The sequence below is a fragment of the Corynebacterium sp. Marseille-P4321 genome (assembly GCF_903645305.1).
Classification (GTDB): domain Bacteria; phylum Actinomycetota; class Actinomycetes; order Mycobacteriales; family Mycobacteriaceae; genus Corynebacterium.
Window position 1 is genome coordinate 171,295 of sequence record NZ_CAHJXO010000002.1, and the last position, 16,021, is coordinate 187,315.

Consider the following 16,021-nt stretch of genomic DNA (forward strand, 5'->3'; position numbering starts at 1 on the left):
CGATATTACCTAGCCGTCTACCCCAGCCGTCTACGCTGTGCCGCAGATCGTGCCTGAGCCAAGCACGATATCGCCTAGCCCATCCGGGTCCGGCAGGTACAGCACCGCCGCCTGCCCGCGCGCCACACCCTCGAGCGGTTCATCGAGCGCGAGCGTCATCTCGTCGCCCGCGATCCGCGCGGTGCACGGCACAACTCCGCCGTGCGCACGGATCTGTACGTTCGCCTCGAACTCTCCATTCATCGCCGGGTGCAGGCGCTTCAACCGGTCCGCGGTGATCTCCGTGACCTTGAGCGCCTCGCGCGGCCCGACGGTCACCGTGCCCGTCGCCGCGTCCACGTCGGTGACGTAGCGGGGCTTGCCGTCCGCCGCCGGCACTCGAATATTCAGTCCTTTGCGCTGCCCGATCGTGTACTGGAACGCGCCGTCGTGCTCTTTCAGCTCGTTGCCTTGCTTATCGACGATCATCCCCGGCCTCATCCCAATCGAACGCCCCAGAAAGGCCTGCGTGTTCCCGTCCGGGATGAAGCAGATGTCGTAGGAGTCCGGCTTCGAGGCAGTGGAAAACCCGTGGCGCGCAGCCTCCTCGCGGATCTGTGGCTTTTCGGTGTCGCCCACCGGGAAGATGCACCGGTCGAGTTCGTCGCGCGTGAGCACACCGAGGACGTAGGACTGGTCTTTCAGTGGGTCAGTGCTGCGGCGGAGGTTGCCGTCACCGTCGATAATTGCGTAGTGCCCAGTTGCGATCGCGTCGAAGCCGAGGGTGACCGCACGGTCGAGCAACGCCGCGAACTTGATCTTCTCGTTGCAGCGCAGGCACGGGTTTGGGGTTTCGCCGCGGGCGTAGGAATCGACGAAATCGTCGATCACGTCCTCTTTGAACCTGTCGGAGAAGTCCCACACGTAAAACGGGATGCCCAGGTGGTCGCACACGCGACGCGCGTCGGCAGAATCTTCCAGCGAGCAGCAGCCCCGGGCGGATTCGCGGGTCTGCTGCGCATCTTTGCTTAAGGCGAGGTGCACACCGACGACGTCGTGGCCCGCCTCAACCAGGCGCGCCGCGGCGACTGAAGAGTCGACTCCCCCACTCATTGCCGCAAGTACTCGCATGTCGCGGCAGTGTAGTCCCGTGAAGGCGAAAGGTGAAACGTTCCGCCACATGGGTGGTAATGGCTCTGCCGCGCCTCTGACCCCGGCACGCTTGAGCAGATGCTGACCGCAGTAAGGCAGCGGGCCACCGAGTGCAGCCCCCTAGCCGAATACCCCCCTGGGGTATAGCATGAGGAGTCGTGTCAGTAGCGGTGTTTTGATCTTGCGAATTACGACCCCGTCACGGCCAAACCGATCACAGATATGGACTGCATCTTTAGAAAGGCACCCCTTAATGAACGACCCCCACTCCCACTCCGGCGCCGGAACCGCCGAACACACCGGTCACGGTGACCACGGTGACCACGGTGACCACACCGGTCACGACGGTCACGACGGCCACGGTGACCACGGCGGTCACGGCGGCCACGGTGACCACGGCGGCCACGGTGACCACGGCGGCCACAGCGGTCACGGCGGTCACGGTGACCACGTGGGCCAGTTCCGCCGCCTGTTCTGGATCATGCTTGTCCTCGCGGTTCCGGTCGTCGGGTTTAACGAGACCTTCGCTCACCTCATTGGCTACCAGTTGCCCAATGCGGAATGGGTCCGGTGGATCTCACCGCTTCTGGGCACCGTCATATACTTCTGGGGAGGCTGGCCGTTTTTGACGGGGGCGGTCTCCGAAATCCGCTCCCGCAAGCCCGGCATGATGTTGCTCATCGCATTAGCGATCACGGTAGCCTTCCTCGCCTCCTGGGGCGCGACGCTGCGCCTTCTGGACAGCGAGCTGAACTTCTGGTGGGAACTGGCGCTACTGGTTGTCATTATGTTGCTGGGGCACTGGATCGAGATGCGCTCCCTCGCGCAGACCACCTCCGCCTTGGATTCCCTCGCAGCGCTGTTGCCTGACGAGGCCGAAAAGGTCGACGGTAACGATGTTGTCAAGGTCACGCCGGACGAGCTAGAGGTTGGCGATGTAGTGATTGTCAGACCCGGGGCCTCGGTACCTGCGGACGGTAAAATCGTCGACGGCAGCGCGAGCATGGACGAGTCGATGATCACAGGCGAGTCGAAAACAGTGCGCCGAAGCGAAGGCGACCAAGTCGTGGCAGGGACCATTGCGACCGACTCCGGGTTGCGCGTTGAGGTCACCTCTACAGGCGGGGACACCACTTTGGCCGGTATCCAAAAACTGGTGTCGGACGCCCAGGGCTCCTCATCCCGCGCGCAGCGTCTTGCGGATAAGGCTGCTGCCTTGCTGTTCTGGTTCACTCTTGGCGCAGCCATCGTGACCGCCGTGGTGTGGACGCTGCTCGGCGTACCAGAAGATGCGGTCGTGCGAACGATCACGGTGCTCGTCATTGCTTGCCCGCACGCGCTCGGCCTCGCGATCCCGCTTGTCGTCTCCATCGCCACCGAGCGCGCCGCCCGCGGCGGGGTGCTCATCAAGGACAGGCTCGCACTGGAATCAATGCGCAACGTCGACGCTGTGCTTTTCGACAAGACCGGCACCCTCACCAAAGGCGAGCCCACCGTCACCGCGGTCGAGCCGGTTGGCGGGCGCGGCGCAGACGACGTGCTGGTCTTGGCTGCGGCCGCAGAGGCTGACAGCGAGCACCCCTTGGCCCGAGCCATCACCGGAGCTGCTCAGGCCCGTGACCTGTCCGTGCCGGAGGCCACCGATTTCTCCTCGTCCCCGGCGGTGGGTGTGAAGGCGACCGTCGACGGCGAGGTGATTGAGGTCGGTGGTCCGTACCTGCTCGACCAGCATTCCGCCGATGAGCTCCCGGTGGCCGACCAGTGGCGCGAGGAGGGCGCGATCATCCTGCACGTGCTTGCCGACGGCAACGTGATTGGCGCGCTGCGGCTTGCTGACGAGATCCGCCCGGAGTCCCGCGACGCTATCGACGCTTTGCACACTGCCGGCACCCAGGTTGTGATGATTACCGGCGACGCGCAGGCCGTCGCGGACACCGTGGCCAACGAACTGGGCATTGATCGTGTCTTCTCGGGAGTGCGGCCCGAGGACAAGGCCGAGAAGGTGAAGGAACTTCAGGGCGAGGGCCGCAAGGTCGCCATGGTCGGCGACGGCGTCAATGACGCCCCTGCGCTGGCCCAGGCCGATGTCGGCATCGCGATTGGTGCCGGCACCGACGTGGCGATCGGCTCGGCAGAGGTCATCCTGGCGAGTTCCGACCCGCGGTCAGTCCTCTCGGTCATCGAGCTTTCCCGGGCGAGCTACCGAAAGATGAAGCAAAACCTATGGTGGGCGGCCGGCTACAACCTGGTGGCTGTGCCACTGGCCGCTGGCGTCCTCGCTCCGATCGGGGTCGTCATGCCAATGAGCGTTGGCGCGATTTTGATGTCGGCCTCGACCGTCATCGTCGCACTCAATGCGCAGCTGCTCCGTCGTCTCGACCTGAGCCCGGAAAGCAGCACCAACCGGATGCTTGGCCGCTCTGAGTAACCCGGCAGAGCCTGCGGCAGCAGGCTGGGCGGGTGAACCCGGGTACCGTTACCTGCGTGCCTGACAAAAGCGACTTCTACGAAATCGACACCGGTATAGCCGAGGTGCTTCACGAGCCAGACGGCTCCATGGTGCTGCTGGTCAACGGCGTGCCCAGCTCCCACATCGTGCCGGGTGAGCCGGAGCGCCTCGATTTCGAGTACATGCGCTGGATGGCGGACTTCCTCGACGACGCGTACCCGGGCCAGGCGAAGCCGAAGTCTCGGCTGACGCACCTCGGGGGCGGTGCGTGTACGCTCGCGCGTTACTTTGCGCACGCGTGGCCGGGGTCGCGCAGCACGGTCGTGGAGATTGATTCGGAGTTGGCGGTATTGGCGCGCGAGCTTTTCGACGTCCCAAGGTCACCGACCGTAAAGATCCGAGTGGGCGATGCGCGCGAGGTGACCGACGGGTTCAAGCCGGCGACCCGCGACGTGATCATCCGTGACGTGTTTACGTCCGCCACTACCCCGCACAATCTGACGACGGTGGAGTTCTATGGGGCGGCGCGGTCGTCGTTAAGCGAGCGAGGCATTTACGTCGCGAACTGCGGCTCGCACGCCGACCTGAAGGAGGCGAAAGACGAGCTCGCGGGCATGTGTGAGGTGTGGCCGCACGTCGCCGCGATCGCGGACCCGCCGATGCTGAAAGGGCGGCGCTACGGCAACATCGTGCTCATCGGGGCGAACTTGCCGCTTGAGGCCACCCCGGAGCTGACCCGGGCGCTGCTCATGGGCGCGGTGCCGGCGCAGTTCAAGGGTGAGGATTGGTGTCGCAAGCTGGCGTCGCAGGGGCAAGCGCGACGGGATTAGCTACTTCGCGGCGTTGTCCAGCAGGATGAGCAGGTCGCCGATCTGGTAGTTGCCGATGAGCATGTTGCGCAGGTCGTCGACCGGCAGCTCGCCTTCGCCCGCGAGTGTCTTGACCAGGCCGGTGATGTTCTTGGCGTCGGTGGGGTCGAAGCCGGCGGCGCGGGAGGCGTCGATAAGCTGCTGCACCCCGAAGCCACCCGCGGCGAGCGCGAGGATCGCGGCGACCAGCTTCGTGCTGTCCTGCTCGAGGACGGCCAGGCCGTCGTCCTCCGCAACCTGGAAACGTTCGAGCATGCCGCCGCCGGCCTTGAGGTCGCCCGCGGCGAACTGGCCGAGCTGCGCGCCCGTGCCGTTGAACAGGTTCATGTCCACCGGCGTGTTGATGCCTGCGACGCGTCCGGAATCGCTGCGCTGCCAGAAAGAGAGCTTGTCCCAGCCGCCGACGGGGCGCGGGGGCTGGTTCTGGTACGCGGCGAGCCAGAGCGGGTAATCGGTGAACGCGTTGGTGTTGTTCATGTGCTCGTACCAGAAGTAGCGGTACGTGTAGACCATCGGCTTTTTGCCGGTTGCGCGCTGCACCTCGGTAAGGAATGCGGTGGTCCAAGCGGTGAGCGCAGTCGGGCTGAGGCCTTCGTCGACCTCGAGGTCGAGCACAGGCGGCAGATCGATCTCCGGGCCGTCGTTGATCACGGAGGCGAAATAGCGCGCCTGGGCAAGCGGGTCCTCGGCCGGGCGGGCGTAGTGGTAGGCGCCCACCTTCAAGCCGGCGTCGCGGGCAGCTTTGGCGTCCTCGTCGTAGAAGACGTTCTTCCAGCCTTTGCCCTCGGAGGCTTTCACGAACGCGAAGTCTTGGCCGCCGATGGTGCCCACCGATTTCCAGTTGATTGGCGCGCCGCCGGGGCGCTGGTGGCCTGCGACGTCCACGCCGGAGACCAGGCCCGGGATGGACTCGGACTCGGCGGACGGGGCGAAAAGCGCCAGGGACATCGTGAGTGCTGCGGCGATTACGGCCGCGACCATGCTGCGGGTGCGAGAAAGCTGCATGGCGGACACTCTAACGCACTCCAATCACATCTTTCACACATGACACGCGTGTCACATGAGGCTTCCCGCGACGCGGGCACGTTCCACCACCTCAGGGATCGCGGCGAGGAACGCCTCGACGTCCTCCACCGTGTTCGTCCGCCCCAGCGTGACGCGCAGCGCCCCGGCAGCCTCGCGCTCGCTGTAGCCCATCGCCTCAAGCACGTGGCTCACCCGCGTCACACCGGCCGCGCACGCGGAGCCAGCGGAGACCTCGATGCCTTTCGAATCGAGCAGCATGATCATCGCCTCGGCGTTCGCGCCCGGGAACATGAAGTGGGCATGGCCCGCCAAGGCGGGCTCGGAGGTGGTGACGATGGTGTTGGGCACGGTTGCGCGGACGCCGTCGATAAGCATTGTGCGCAGCTTATCGACGACTCCTTGCTCCTCCACCGCCTCCTCCAACGCCACAGCTGCCGCCGCGGCCGAAGCGACATCTACAGTGCCGGAACGGATACCGCGCTCCTGCCCGCCCCCGAAAATCACCGGCTTCGGCGCGGGCGAACGCTTCGCCAACATAAACCCGATGCCGCGCGGGCCGCCGAACTTGTGCGCGCTCGCCGCGAGCGTCGCCGCCCCCAGCACGTGGAAATCCACCGGAACATGCCCCACCGCCTGCACCGCATCGACATGCACCGGCGTGCCCGCGGCCTCAGCGCGGCGCACCACCTCCTCCACCGGCTGGATCGCGCCGGTTTCGTTGTTCGCCCACATCACCGCTGCCACAGCGGCAGGCGTGTCAAGCGCGGACAAATCGGTGACGTGGCCGTCGCGCCCCACCGGCAACCACGCCACGTCGGCGCCGAGGGATCGCACCGACTCGAGCACCGCCGGGTGCTCGATCGGGGTGGATACCACCCGCTCAAGCTCGGACGCGGCGAACAAACCGCGCACCCCGATGTTGTTCGCCTCGGTGCCGGAGCCGGTGAATACCACCTCCACCGGGTCCGCGCCCAACACCGCCGCGATGCGCTCGCGCGCCTCAGCCAACACCGCGTTCGCCCGGCGCCCCGAGGCGTACTGGCTGCCCGCGTTCAGGGCGTGCGCATGCTCCACCCACGTCTCAATGGCGCAGTCGCGCATGGGGGTAGTTGCTGCGTGATCGAGGTAGACCATGCGCCTTAGCGTATCCGGGCGCCACAAATGTGGGCCACAGCGCTATCCCCCACGCGCGCGATCACCACACCCATCTGCTTTGCGCCTTTCAGTTTCAGCTTGCCCCGCAGCTTGTCCGGGTCTACGTCCACCCCGCGCACGAGGATCTCCACGCTGCCCGCGCCGTGGGAAGAAAGCGCCTGCTTCAACCGGCGCAGCGGCACCGCCTCGATGAACTCGAACGCGCCGTAGCCCGGCGGGATCTCGTCGCCGGTGCAAAAGGCGATGTGCTCGTCCAACATGCTCAGCCCGTGCCGCGCCGCCCACTGCCGCACCAGCCCGGCGCGCACCACCGCGCCGTCCGGCTCCACGATGTAGGTGCGCGGGGGCGTAACTTCCACCTCGTCCGGATCGGCGTCGGTCACGCGCTCTTCCACCTCGCGCAGCACCACCGCTTCCCGGCGGGCATCGGAAAGCCCCGGCGAGTACAGGCAGGCCTCCTTTACCCCGCCGTCGAGGGAGACGACGCTGACCAGGCCGTCCCACTTCGAATAGTCGATGCCCGGCGCGCATTTTACCGCCACCTCGCGCCCGCGGGCGGCCTCGATGAGGTCCGGCAACGGCGGGATGAGCTTCGCCGGGTCCGTGATGCGCCTGCCGTCCGCGCGCCGCGCGGGGTCCGCCACGATCACACCGGCGGATGACACAGGTGCGAGCGCGTCCGCCTGCGCAAGCCAGGCACTCGGGCCCAGGTTGTGGCGGGCCATGGCGAGGCGGACCGGGTCGATGTCGCTTCCCAGCCACGCCACGCCCGCGTCTTCGAAGGCCGGGGCTTCGGAGCCGACGGAGCACGTCACGTCGTGCACGAAGGTCGCCCCGGCATCCGCAAGACGCCGCGCGCGCACCTGTGAGACCTGCGCCGGGGTTGCCTGCTGCGCGGCGTCGGCGTCGGTGAGCCAGTGTTGCGGGAACTTGGCGGCGGCAGCTCGTCGAGAAGCGATGAGCACGCTTACCGCCCGGGCGTAGTCGCCGAACTGTCGCTCCAAGATGGCGCGGTCGGCGAACACCGACTTCTTTGTCAGCGCGATCTCCGGCGCGACCTCCGCGATGCGGTCGGAGTGCGCTGCGAGGTAGCGCACCTCATCCAGTGTGTAGCTCATAGCCGGCGCCCAATGCGGTCTTTGGGTTGGAAGGTGAAGAACTCGCGGTAGCGCTCGTCGTCCACCGGGTCGCCGATCACCGGGGTCAGATCCGCGGTCCTGGCGGCGTCCAGCACGTCCTGCACCGAGTCGTACTGGGCCAGGTGCGTAAGCTGCGCCCAGGTCGAAGGGGCGAAGCGGACGAGGCCGTGGCGCCAGCCGTCGAGAAGCAATTGCGGCGGGAACCAGTTCGCGTCGTCCGCCTCCCCGGTCTGCGCGTCCGGCTCCTGGCCCTCCGGGTTCGCGGCGACAAACGTGAAGGTGTCGAACCAGTTGCCGGACTCGGAGCGGCCCACCCAACGTGCGGCGGGTTTGAGCAGGTCGCCGCACACACGAAGGTCGGTGCGGTCGAGCACCTCCGTGAGCGAGAGCTCGTGCGTTTCGAGGCGGAGGCGGTGTACGTGGAACGGGCGGGCGTCGGCAAGCAAATCGCCATGCACATCCACCGCGAGTAGCGTGCCCGTCTCCTCGAACAGCTCGCGAACGGCGGCGAACATCAGCGCGTGCGCCTTGTACTTCGTCACGCCAAGCTGGCGGGCCAGCGAGATGGCGGAACGGCCCGTCCACAGCTCACCGTCGTCCCAGGAGCGGCCCGGAAAATCGCGCGAATCCACCCCGCCGCCCGGAAACACTGTGATCCCGGGGTAGTTCGGCATGGAGAGCACGCGCTCCTGCATCCACACCTCAAGGCCGGTATCGCCGTTGCGCAGCAAGACAACGACGGCAGACAAGCGGGCACCACTGAGCCCACTCATCTCGGCGGCGTCGATGGAATCCGCCAAGTCCGCGGAGGGTGCGCCTGCGTAGCGCCGCTCGCCAGGGTCCTGCTGCGTCGACATGAGTCCTTATGCCCGGTGGGCACCCCCACGGCGCGAACGCGCCCGACGCGCGAAGTAGCGGCCCTCGTCGTTGGTTACCTCAATGGGCTGGTGGTATGCCTTGGAGACGTTCTCGGAGGTCAGGACATCGTCGATAAGCCCCTGCGCCACCACATCCCCCTCATCCAGAAGCATCGCGTGGGTGAAGCCTGGCGGAATCTCCTCGAGGTGGTGCGTGATCATCACAATCGCCGGTGCGTCCGGGTCCATCGCCAAGTCGCCCAGGTACGCCAGCAGGTCCTCCCGCCCCCCGAGGTCCATGCCGGCGGCCGGCTCGTCGAGGATGAGCAGCTCCGGGTTCGTCATCACCGCACGCGCCACGAGCACGCGCTTCTTCTCGCCGTCCGACAGCGTGCCCCACGTGCGGTCGATCAGGTGCATCGCGCCGATCTGCTCAAGCACCTCGAGCGCCTGGTGGTAATCCTGCTCCTCGTACTCCTCGCGCCAGCGGCCCAAGATGGCGTAGCCGGCGGAAACCACGAGGTCGCCCACCGTCTCGTCCTCCGGAACGCGCTGCGCCACCGCAGAGGATGTCACGCCGATCGCCGCGCGCAGGTCGCGCATGTCCGTCTTCCCCACGCGCTCGCCCAGGATGAAGGCGGTGCCGTTGGTGGGAAACTCCTGCGCCGAGGCCATGCGGATCAGCGTGGTTTTGCCCGCGCCGTTGGGGCCGATGACCACCCAGCGCTCGTCCAGCTCCACCTGCCAATCCACGGGGCCCACCAGGGTGTTTCCGCCGCGGATGAATTCCACCCCGCGCATGTCCACCAGCAGGTCGGGGTCGGTGGTCAGCGCTTCGTCCGGTTGTCCGTTTCCGTTATTCACGCCTTCCATATTGTCCTATTTGCGCGCCGGTGTGTGGAAGCGTCGCCGTTTTCGCGTTAGCCGGTGCACCCATCGCGCCTTCGCTACCCTTTATGAGTGTCACGCACCAGTGAAAGGGATGTATAGACGATGGTTGCACGCTTCGGTATCGACGATGTCCGCCCCCAGATCTCCGGACGCACACTTCCGTCGAAAGCGGTGGTGGGCGAGGTGGTGCCGGTCTCCGCGCTCGTGTGGCGCGAGGGCCACGACGCAATCGCCGCCACTCTGGTGCTGGTTGCCCCCTCCGGCGCGCAGTACGCGGTGCCGATGCAGCAGGAGGTCTACCGCCCCGACTACGTCCACGCCGTGTTCGTGCCGGATGAGCAGGGCACGTGGCGTTTCCGGGTGGACGCGTGGAGCGACGTGATGGCCACGTGGCGCAACGCGGTGAGCAAGAAGCTCGCGGCCGGCCAGGGCGAGGCGGAGCTGGCCAACGATATCGCGCACGGCGCCGACCTGTTCGCCGCCGCCATTGCGCAGACCCCGTCGCCGAAGGTGCTGCAGGAGGCAAGGGCAAAGCTTATCGACGAAACGCTGCCGCTGAGCGACCGCATCTCCCCTTGCTTGGCGCAGGAGGTTTCAGACGTGCTCGCGGAGTACCCGCTGCGCGAGCTGATCACCCGCGGGCCCGTGGCGGACATCCTCGTGGAGCGCCGCGAAGCGCTGGTGAACTCCTGGTACGAGCTGTTCCCCCGTTCCACCGGCGGTGTGGACGAAAACGGCGACCCGGTCCACGGCACCTGGGCCACAACTGAGGCGGCGCTGGACCGCGTGGCGGCGATGGGCTTTGACACGGTGTACTTCCCGCCCATCCACCCGGTGGGCGAGGTCAACCGCAAGGGCCGCAACAACACGCTCACCCCCGAAGACGGCGACGTGGGCTCCCCGTGGGCGATCGGCTCCAAGCACGGCGGCCACGACGCGATCGACCCGGCGCTGGGCACCGAGGACGAGTTCTTGGACATGATGGACCACGCCAACGAGCTGGGCCTGGAGATCGCGCTCGACTTCGCGCTGCAGGCCGCGCCCGACCACCCCTGGGCGAAGGCGCACCCGGAGTTTTTCACGGTGCTCGCCGACGGCACCATCGCGTATGCCGAGAACCCGCCGAAGAAGTACCAGGACATCTACCCCATCAACTTCGATAACGCGCCGGAGGCCCTGTACGCCGAGGTGTACCGGGTGGTCATGCACTGGGTGGATCTCGGCGTGACCACATTCCGCGTGGACAACCCGCACACGAAGCCGGTGAACTTCTGGCACTGGCTGATTTCGAAGGTGCACGAGACTGACCCGGACGTGATCTTCCTCGCCGAGGCGTTTACTCGCCCGCCGCGCATGTACGGCCTGTCCAAGGCGGGTTTTTCGCAGTCGTACACCCACTTCACCTGGAAAACCACGAAGGCGGAGCTGACCGATTTCGCGCAGCTGCTTGTCGACGTTGCCGATGTCAGCCGCCCCAACCTGTTTGTGAATACCCCGGACATCCTGCACGCCTCGCTGCAAACCGGCGGCCCGGCGGCGTTCGCGCTGCGCGCCACCCTGGCGGCGACGATGAGCCCGCTGTGGGGTGTGTACTCCGGCTACGAGCTCTACGAGAACCGCCCCGTGGAGGCAGGCAGTGAGGAGTACCACGACAGCGAGAAGTACCAGCTGCGCCCGCGCGACTTTGAAGCAGCGCTCGAGCGCGGCGAGTCGCTTCAGCCCTACATAGCCCTGCTCAACGGTATTCGGCGGGCGAACCCAGCGCTGCAGCAGCTGCGCCAGATCCGCTTCCACGAGATTGCCAACGAGCAGCTCATCGCCTACTCCAAGGTGGACGCCGTCACGGGTAACGCGGTGCTGGTGGTGGTGAACCTGGACCCGTGGAGCACCCAGGAGGGCATGCTGCGCGTGGATGCGGACTCGGTGGGACTGAACTCCGGCGAGTCTTTCGAGGTGCACGACCTGATTACCGGCGAGCGCTACACGTGGGCTACGGACAACTTCGTCTCGCTCACGCCGCAGAAGAATGTCGCGCACATCTTTAGGTTGCCGGATGTTCCGGAGGAACGTCGTGAAGCTCTTGCATACCGCCGCATCTCGGACCACGACTACCGGCCGTAAATCGCTTTAGAATGGACCACCATGAATGACCTGCTGATCCCCGACGCCGACCGCCAGCGCCTGATCGAGTGCAAACACCATGCGCCGCACGACTTCTACGGCTGGCACGCAGCCACCAACGGCTCCGTGGTGCGCACCAGGTTCCTGGGTGCTGAGCGCGTCGAGCTACTCATCCACAACGACACGGTGGAGATGGAAGACACCGGCGACGACATCTGGGCCGTCGCTTTGGAGGACGAGCACACGCCGGACTACCGCTTCCGCGTGACCTACCCGGGCGCGGAGCCGCAGATCGTCGCTGACGCGTACAACTTCCTGCCCACCCTCGGCTCGCTCGACCTGCACCTTATCGGCGAGGGGCGCCACGAGCGTCTCTGGGAAGTCCTCGGCGCGAACCCGCGGACGTACGAGACCACGCTCGGCGAGGTCTCCGGCACCGCGTTCGCCGTGTGGGCCCCGAACGCGCAGGGCGTGGCCGTGGTGGGCGACTTCTGCGGCTGGAACTCGAACCAGTACCCGATGCGCTCGCTCGGCTCCACCGGCGTGTGGGAGTTGTTCATTCCCGGCCTTGGCGCGGGCACGGAGTACAAGTACGCCATCCAGGCTGCTGACGGCTACCGCATCGACAAGGCGGACCCCTTGGCCAAACGCACGCTGTGCCCGCCGGAGACCGTCTCCGTCGTCGCGGGCGAGAGCGGATTCCAGTGGAGCGACGACGAATGGATGACCGCCCGCCAGGGCAAGGACGCCACCAACACCCCGATGAGTGTGTACGAGTGCCACATCGGGTCGTGGAAGCGGCAATCGTCGTATAGCACCCTGCGCGAAGAACTCGTGCCGTACCTGGTGGAAAACGGCTACACGCACGTGGAGTTCCTGCCTGTGGCTGAGCACCCCTTCGGCGGGTCCTGGGGCTACCAGGTCACGGGCTACTACGCGCCGACGGCCCGCTGGGGCACCCCGGACGAGTTCCGCGCGCTGGTCAACGCGCTGCACGCCGAGGGCATCGGCGTGATCGTGGATTGGGTGCCCGCCCACTTCCCCAAGGACGACTGGGCGCTCGCCCGCTTCGACGGCACCGCGCTCTACGAGCACCCGGACTGGCGTCGCGGCGAGCAGAAGGACTGGGGCACCTACGTCTTCGACTTCGGGCGCCGCGAGGTGCGCAACTTCCTGGTGGCCAACGCGCTGTACTGGTGCGAAGAGTTCCACCTTGACGGGCTGCGCGTGGACGCGGTGGCCTCGATGCTCTACCTCGACTACTCGCGCGAGCCCGGCGAGTGGCTGCCGAACCAGTTCGGTGGCCGCGAGCACTGGGAGGCCGTACAGTTCTTGCAGGAGATGAACGCCACGGTGCAGCGCACGCACCCGGGTGTGGTGACGATTGCGGAGGAATCCACCGCCTGGCCCGGCGTGACCGCCCCCACCGACGCGGACGGCCTCGGCTTCTCGCTGAAGTGGAACATGGGCTGGATGAACGACACGCTCGAGTACTTCTCCCTCGACCCCATCCACCGCTCCTACCACCACAACGAGATCACGTTCTCGCTGGTCTACGCGTTCTCCGAGCGTTACGTCCTGCCGTTTAGCCACGACGAGGTAGTGCACGGCAAGGGCTCGCTGTGGGACCGTATGCCGGGCGACGATTGGAATAAGGCCGCGGGACTGCGCGCGCTGTATGGCTACATGTTCTCCCACCCCGGCAAGCAGCTGATGTTCATGGGCTGCGAGTGGGGCCAGACCACCGAGTGGGATGAGGCGAACTCGGTGAACTGGGACGACTTCGAAGGCTGGGCCAGCGAGTACCACGCCGGCATCCAGCGCTTGGTGCGGGATCTGAACTTCGTCTACCGCGACACTCCCGCGCTGTACTCGCAGGACAACACCCCGATGGGCTTCCAGTGGATCAAGGGCGACGACGCGGAGCACAACATCCTCGCCTACGTGCGTTGGGGCTCCGACGGCACGCCGGTGCTCGCCGTGGTGAACCTTTCCGGCGCGTCGCAGCCCGCGTACCGCCTGGGGCTTCCGGAGGCCGGTGAGTGGGACATGATCATCAACACCGACGACGCCGTCTACGGCGGCGCCGACAACGACCTGCTCGCCACGGTGTCCTCCGAGCCCGTGGAGTGGGACCGCTTTGAGCAGTCCGTCCAACTGCACGTGCCCGCGATGAGCGTGCAGTGGTACAAGCTGCGCCGCTAAGCCGCTAGAACAGCGCGTTCGCGAGCTTCGTGCGCGCGGCGATCACGCGCGAGTCGGACGGCTCGAACATCTCGAAGAGTTCGAACAATCGCTCCTTGGCCCGCGGCTCGTCGCGCACGAGCGCGAGGAGGCGGTCGAAGGCTCGCTCGGGCGCGCCGGCAACAATCTCGGCGTCGGCGGCAAGCAATTGCTTATCGACGTCCTCCGGTTCCTCCTGCGCCTGCGAAATCGGATCCGTCTCCCTGGTATTCGGATCGAGGCGCTGGATCACCTTCACCGTCGCCTTCGCCTGCTTGATCTCCGCGTTGGCGGGGTCGTCGGCGAGGATCGCGTCGTAGATCGCGGTGGCGGCGTCGAAATCGCCCGCGTTGAGCGCAGCCGTGGCATCGGAAAGGCGGGGGTCTTCCTGCGGTTGCGCGGGCTCGTCGTCAAGCCCCTGCAACTGCGGGCCGATCTGCGTAACGAGCGCTGCGACCCACTGCTCCAGCGCGTCCTCGGGCTGGCCGCCCTCGAAGCTGGTCACTGGGCGCCCGGCGGCGAGCGCGACGACCGTGGGCAGGATCTTCACGCCGAACAGCTGCGCCACCTGCGGTGTCGCGTCCGCGTCCACGTAGGCGACCGCGAACTGCTTCTGCCCCGCCGCGACCCGCTCAAGCGCGTTTTTCAGCGCCACCGAGTCCGGCGCGCGGTCGCTGCCGATAAGCAACACCACCGGCACCTGCTGCGAGCGCTCGAGCGCAAACGCCTCCACCGTCTTCTCATCCACTGTGACAAACGGCTGGAAGTCGCTCTGGGCCGCCTGCGCTTGTGCTTCACGACGTTGGGCGAGCGCGCCCAGATCCACCGCGCCTGATGTGAACCCTGGTGTAAATTCCGCCATTAATCCTCCAAGTGCTTGTTTAGGGATGCGACCTTCTGGTGCAGCATGTCCGTATACCCGGGCCGGATGTCCGCCTTGACCACCAGCGAGACCCGCGGCGAAACCTCCGCGACCGCCTCAGTGGCACGCTTGATCACGTCCATCACCTCGTCCCACTCACCCTCAACGGTGGTGAACATCGCCGTCGTCTCGTTCGGCAGGCCGGACTCCCGCACGACCCTCACGGCGCGGGCGACCGCCTCCGACATCTCGGCGCGCGAGTTTTCCGTCACCGTGGGCGCCACAGAGAAAGCTGCAATCATGCGCTCCACCCTACCGGCGTTGCCAACAGTGCTTGTGCCAGTGCCTGCGGTCGTCTGTGCCGCGGCCAGTGTCGCGCGGCCACGCCACTACGTGCGCCACCCCGGGCGGGATGTTCTGGTTGCAGCCCGGGCAGATGTAGAACTTCGTCGCGGCCGCCGAGCCAATCTGGCGCACCTTGTACACCTCGCCGTGCGTCCAGCTCGGGCCCTCGACCTCCTGGGTGCCGATGAACGTCGAGCCGTCACGCGGAAGCACGTACGACGGTGTGCCTCGCTGACGTCGGTTCTTGCGCGGCATCAGAACAACCGAAGCTCGTCCGATTCGATGCCACGCAGCTCGTCGTAATCGAGCGTCAGGCAACGAAACCCCCTATCCGCGGCCAACGTGCGCGCCTGCGGCTTGATCTCCTGCGCTGCAAACACGCCACGCACAGGCTTGAGCAACTCGTCGCGGTTAAGCAGCTCGACGTAGCGGGTGAGCTGTTCAACGCCGTCGATGCCGCCGCGACGCTTCACCTCCACCGCCACAGTCTCCCCATCGGAATCGCGGGCCAGGATATCCACCGGGCCGATCGCCGTCGGGTACTCGCGGCGCACAAGCGTGTAGCCAGCGCCGAGGGTATCGATGTGCTCGGCCAACAACTCCTGCAAATGCGCCTCCACGCCGTCCTTGACCAGCCCAGGGTCTTGGCCCAGCTCGAAGGATTCGTCGAAAAGCAATTGCTCAATCGTGATGCGCAACTGCTCGCCCTTGGGGTTCTCTACGATCCACAGCTCCTCGCCCGTGTCCTCCCCGTCGACATCGACCACCTTCTCGCACTTCAGCGTGCACGGCGGGGTCATCCAGTTCAGAGGCTTGTAGGCGCGGTCGTCGGCGTGGACGGAGACAGAGCCGTCGGCCTTCAGCAAAATCAACCGCAAAGCGAGCGGCAGGTGCGCATCGAGGCGGCCAACATAATCCACAGAACAACGAGCGATGACAAGACGCATGCCTGC

At 66.4% G+C, this 16,021-nt stretch carries 14 protein-coding genes; 4 read left to right on the plus strand and 10 right to left on the minus strand.

Features of this window, described 5'->3' with window-relative positions; translation table 11 throughout:
- Positions 1–30: 30 nt before the first annotated feature.
- Positions 31–1,110, minus strand: a complete 1,080-nt coding sequence (mnmA, locus tag HWX32_RS06115) for a tRNA 2-thiouridine(34) synthase MnmA (protein ID WP_175935177.1) — start codon at positions 1,108–1,110, stop codon at positions 31–33.
- A 274-nt stretch (positions 1,111–1,384) separates the two neighbouring features.
- On the opposite strand from mnmA, the gene HWX32_RS06120 reads away from it, so the two are divergent.
- Positions 1,385–3,559: a heavy metal translocating P-type ATPase gene (locus HWX32_RS06120; protein WP_175935178.1), complete on the plus strand. Its 2,175-nt coding sequence runs from the start codon at positions 1,385–1,387 to the stop codon at positions 3,557–3,559.
- A 56-nt stretch (positions 3,560–3,615) separates the two neighbouring features.
- On the plus strand, positions 3,616–4,410 hold the full coding sequence (locus tag HWX32_RS06125) for a spermidine synthase (protein ID WP_254868308.1): 795 nt from the start codon (positions 3,616–3,618) through the stop codon (positions 4,408–4,410).
- Here the strand turns inward: HWX32_RS06125 and HWX32_RS06130 are convergent, their stop codons facing one another.
- From HWX32_RS06130 to HWX32_RS06150, 5 genes are all read right to left on the minus strand, one after another.
- A complete protein-coding gene (locus HWX32_RS06130) occupies positions 4,411–5,454 on the minus strand; it encodes a glycoside hydrolase family 25 protein (protein WP_175935179.1) in 1,044 nt (347 codons plus the stop codon). It abuts the gene before it with no gap.
- A 51-nt stretch (positions 5,455–5,505) separates the two neighbouring features.
- Entirely contained in the window at positions 5,506–6,609 is a 1,104-nt protein-coding gene (locus HWX32_RS06135) for a cysteine desulfurase family protein (protein ID WP_175935180.1), read from the minus strand.
- Positions 6,610–6,614: 5 nt separating this feature from the next.
- Positions 6,615–7,748 (minus strand): SAM-dependent methyltransferase, encoded by a 1,134-nt coding sequence (locus tag HWX32_RS06140; protein WP_175935181.1) that lies wholly within the window; start codon positions 7,746–7,748, stop codon positions 6,615–6,617.
- Positions 7,745–8,542 carry an NUDIX hydrolase gene (locus tag HWX32_RS06145; RefSeq protein ID WP_075467617.1) on the minus strand — a complete coding sequence of 266 codons (798 nt, stop codon included), beginning with the start codon at positions 8,540–8,542 and terminating at the stop codon, positions 7,745–7,747. The genes HWX32_RS06140 and HWX32_RS06145 overlap by 4 nt, the downstream gene beginning before the upstream one ends.
- Positions 8,543–8,632: 90 nt before the next feature.
- Positions 8,633–9,427, minus strand: a complete 795-nt coding sequence (locus HWX32_RS06150; RefSeq protein WP_254868353.1) for an ABC transporter ATP-binding protein — start codon at positions 9,425–9,427, stop codon at positions 8,633–8,635.
- A gap of 192 nt (positions 9,428–9,619) precedes the next feature.
- Here HWX32_RS06150 and HWX32_RS06155 point away from each other — a divergent pair, with 192 nt between their 5' ends.
- Together HWX32_RS06155 and glgB are read left to right on the plus strand one after the other, a co-directional pair.
- Positions 9,620–11,638, plus strand: coding sequence for a maltotransferase domain-containing protein (locus HWX32_RS06155; protein WP_175935183.1), 2,019 nt, complete (start codon positions 9,620–9,622; stop codon positions 11,636–11,638).
- A 21-nt stretch (positions 11,639–11,659) separates the two neighbouring features.
- Positions 11,660–13,843, plus strand: coding sequence for a 1,4-alpha-glucan branching protein GlgB (gene glgB, locus HWX32_RS06160; RefSeq protein WP_175935184.1), 2,184 nt, complete (start codon positions 11,660–11,662; stop codon positions 13,841–13,843).
- Positions 13,844–13,847: 4 nt separating this feature from the next.
- Here the strand turns inward: glgB and HWX32_RS06165 are convergent, their stop codons facing one another.
- From HWX32_RS06165 to nucS, 4 genes are read right to left on the minus strand one after another with little or no spacing between them, the layout of a single operon-like run.
- Entirely contained in the window at positions 13,848–14,723 is an 876-nt protein-coding gene (locus HWX32_RS06165; RefSeq protein ID WP_175935185.1) for a tetratricopeptide repeat protein, read from the minus strand.
- Positions 14,723–15,025, minus strand: a complete 303-nt coding sequence (locus HWX32_RS06170) for a thiamine-binding protein (protein ID WP_075467611.1) — start codon at positions 15,023–15,025, stop codon at positions 14,723–14,725. Before HWX32_RS06170 ends, HWX32_RS06165 begins: the two co-directional genes overlap by 1 nt.
- Positions 15,026–15,035: 10 nt before the next feature.
- Positions 15,036–15,323 (minus strand): hypothetical protein, encoded by a 288-nt coding sequence (locus tag HWX32_RS06175; RefSeq protein ID WP_075467477.1) that lies wholly within the window; start codon positions 15,321–15,323, stop codon positions 15,036–15,038.
- Positions 15,323–16,015 (minus strand): endonuclease NucS, encoded by a 693-nt coding sequence (nucS, locus tag HWX32_RS06180; protein WP_075467474.1) that lies wholly within the window; start codon positions 16,013–16,015, stop codon positions 15,323–15,325. The genes HWX32_RS06175 and nucS overlap by 1 nt, the downstream gene beginning before the upstream one ends.
- Positions 16,016–16,021: the final 6 nt, after the last annotated feature.

Bases quoted from the DNA above. Each gene is read 5' to 3' on its own strand.
- HWX32_RS06165 (WP_175935185.1), bottom strand. From the start codon at position 14,723: ATGGCGGAATTTACACCAGGGTTCACATCAGGCGCGGTGGATCTGGGC.
- HWX32_RS06170 (WP_075467611.1), bottom strand. From the start codon at position 15,025: ATGATTGCAGCTTTCTCTGTGGCGCCCACGGTGACGGAAAACTCGCGC.
- HWX32_RS06135 (WP_175935180.1), bottom strand. From the start codon at position 6,609: ATGGTCTACCTCGATCACGCAGCAACTACCCCCATGCGCGACTGCGCC.
- HWX32_RS06150 (WP_254868353.1), bottom strand. From the start codon at position 9,427: ATGCGCGGGGTGGAATTCATCCGCGGCGGAAACACCCTGGTGGGCCCC.
- HWX32_RS06145 (WP_075467617.1), bottom strand. From the start codon at position 8,542: ATGAGTGGGCTCAGTGGTGCCCGCTTGTCTGCCGTCGTTGTCTTGCTG.
- HWX32_RS06175 (WP_075467477.1), bottom strand. From the start codon at position 15,323: ATGCCGCGCAAGAACCGACGTCAGCGAGGCACACCGTCGTACGTGCTT.
- HWX32_RS06140 (WP_175935181.1), bottom strand. From the start codon at position 7,748: ATGAGCTACACACTGGATGAGGTGCGCTACCTCGCAGCGCACTCCGAC.
- HWX32_RS06130 (WP_175935179.1), bottom strand. From the start codon at position 5,454: ATGCAGCTTTCTCGCACCCGCAGCATGGTCGCGGCCGTAATCGCCGCA.
- glgB (WP_175935184.1), top strand. From the start codon at position 11,660: ATGAATGACCTGCTGATCCCCGACGCCGACCGCCAGCGCCTGATCGAG.
- HWX32_RS06155 (WP_175935183.1), top strand. From the start codon at position 9,620: ATGGTTGCACGCTTCGGTATCGACGATGTCCGCCCCCAGATCTCCGGA.
- HWX32_RS06120 (WP_175935178.1), top strand. From the start codon at position 1,385: ATGAACGACCCCCACTCCCACTCCGGCGCCGGAACCGCCGAACACACC.
- mnmA (WP_175935177.1), bottom strand. From the start codon at position 1,110: ATGCGAGTACTTGCGGCAATGAGTGGGGGAGTCGACTCTTCAGTCGCC.
- nucS (WP_075467474.1), bottom strand. From the start codon at position 16,015: ATGCGTCTTGTCATCGCTCGTTGTTCTGTGGATTATGTTGGCCGCCTC.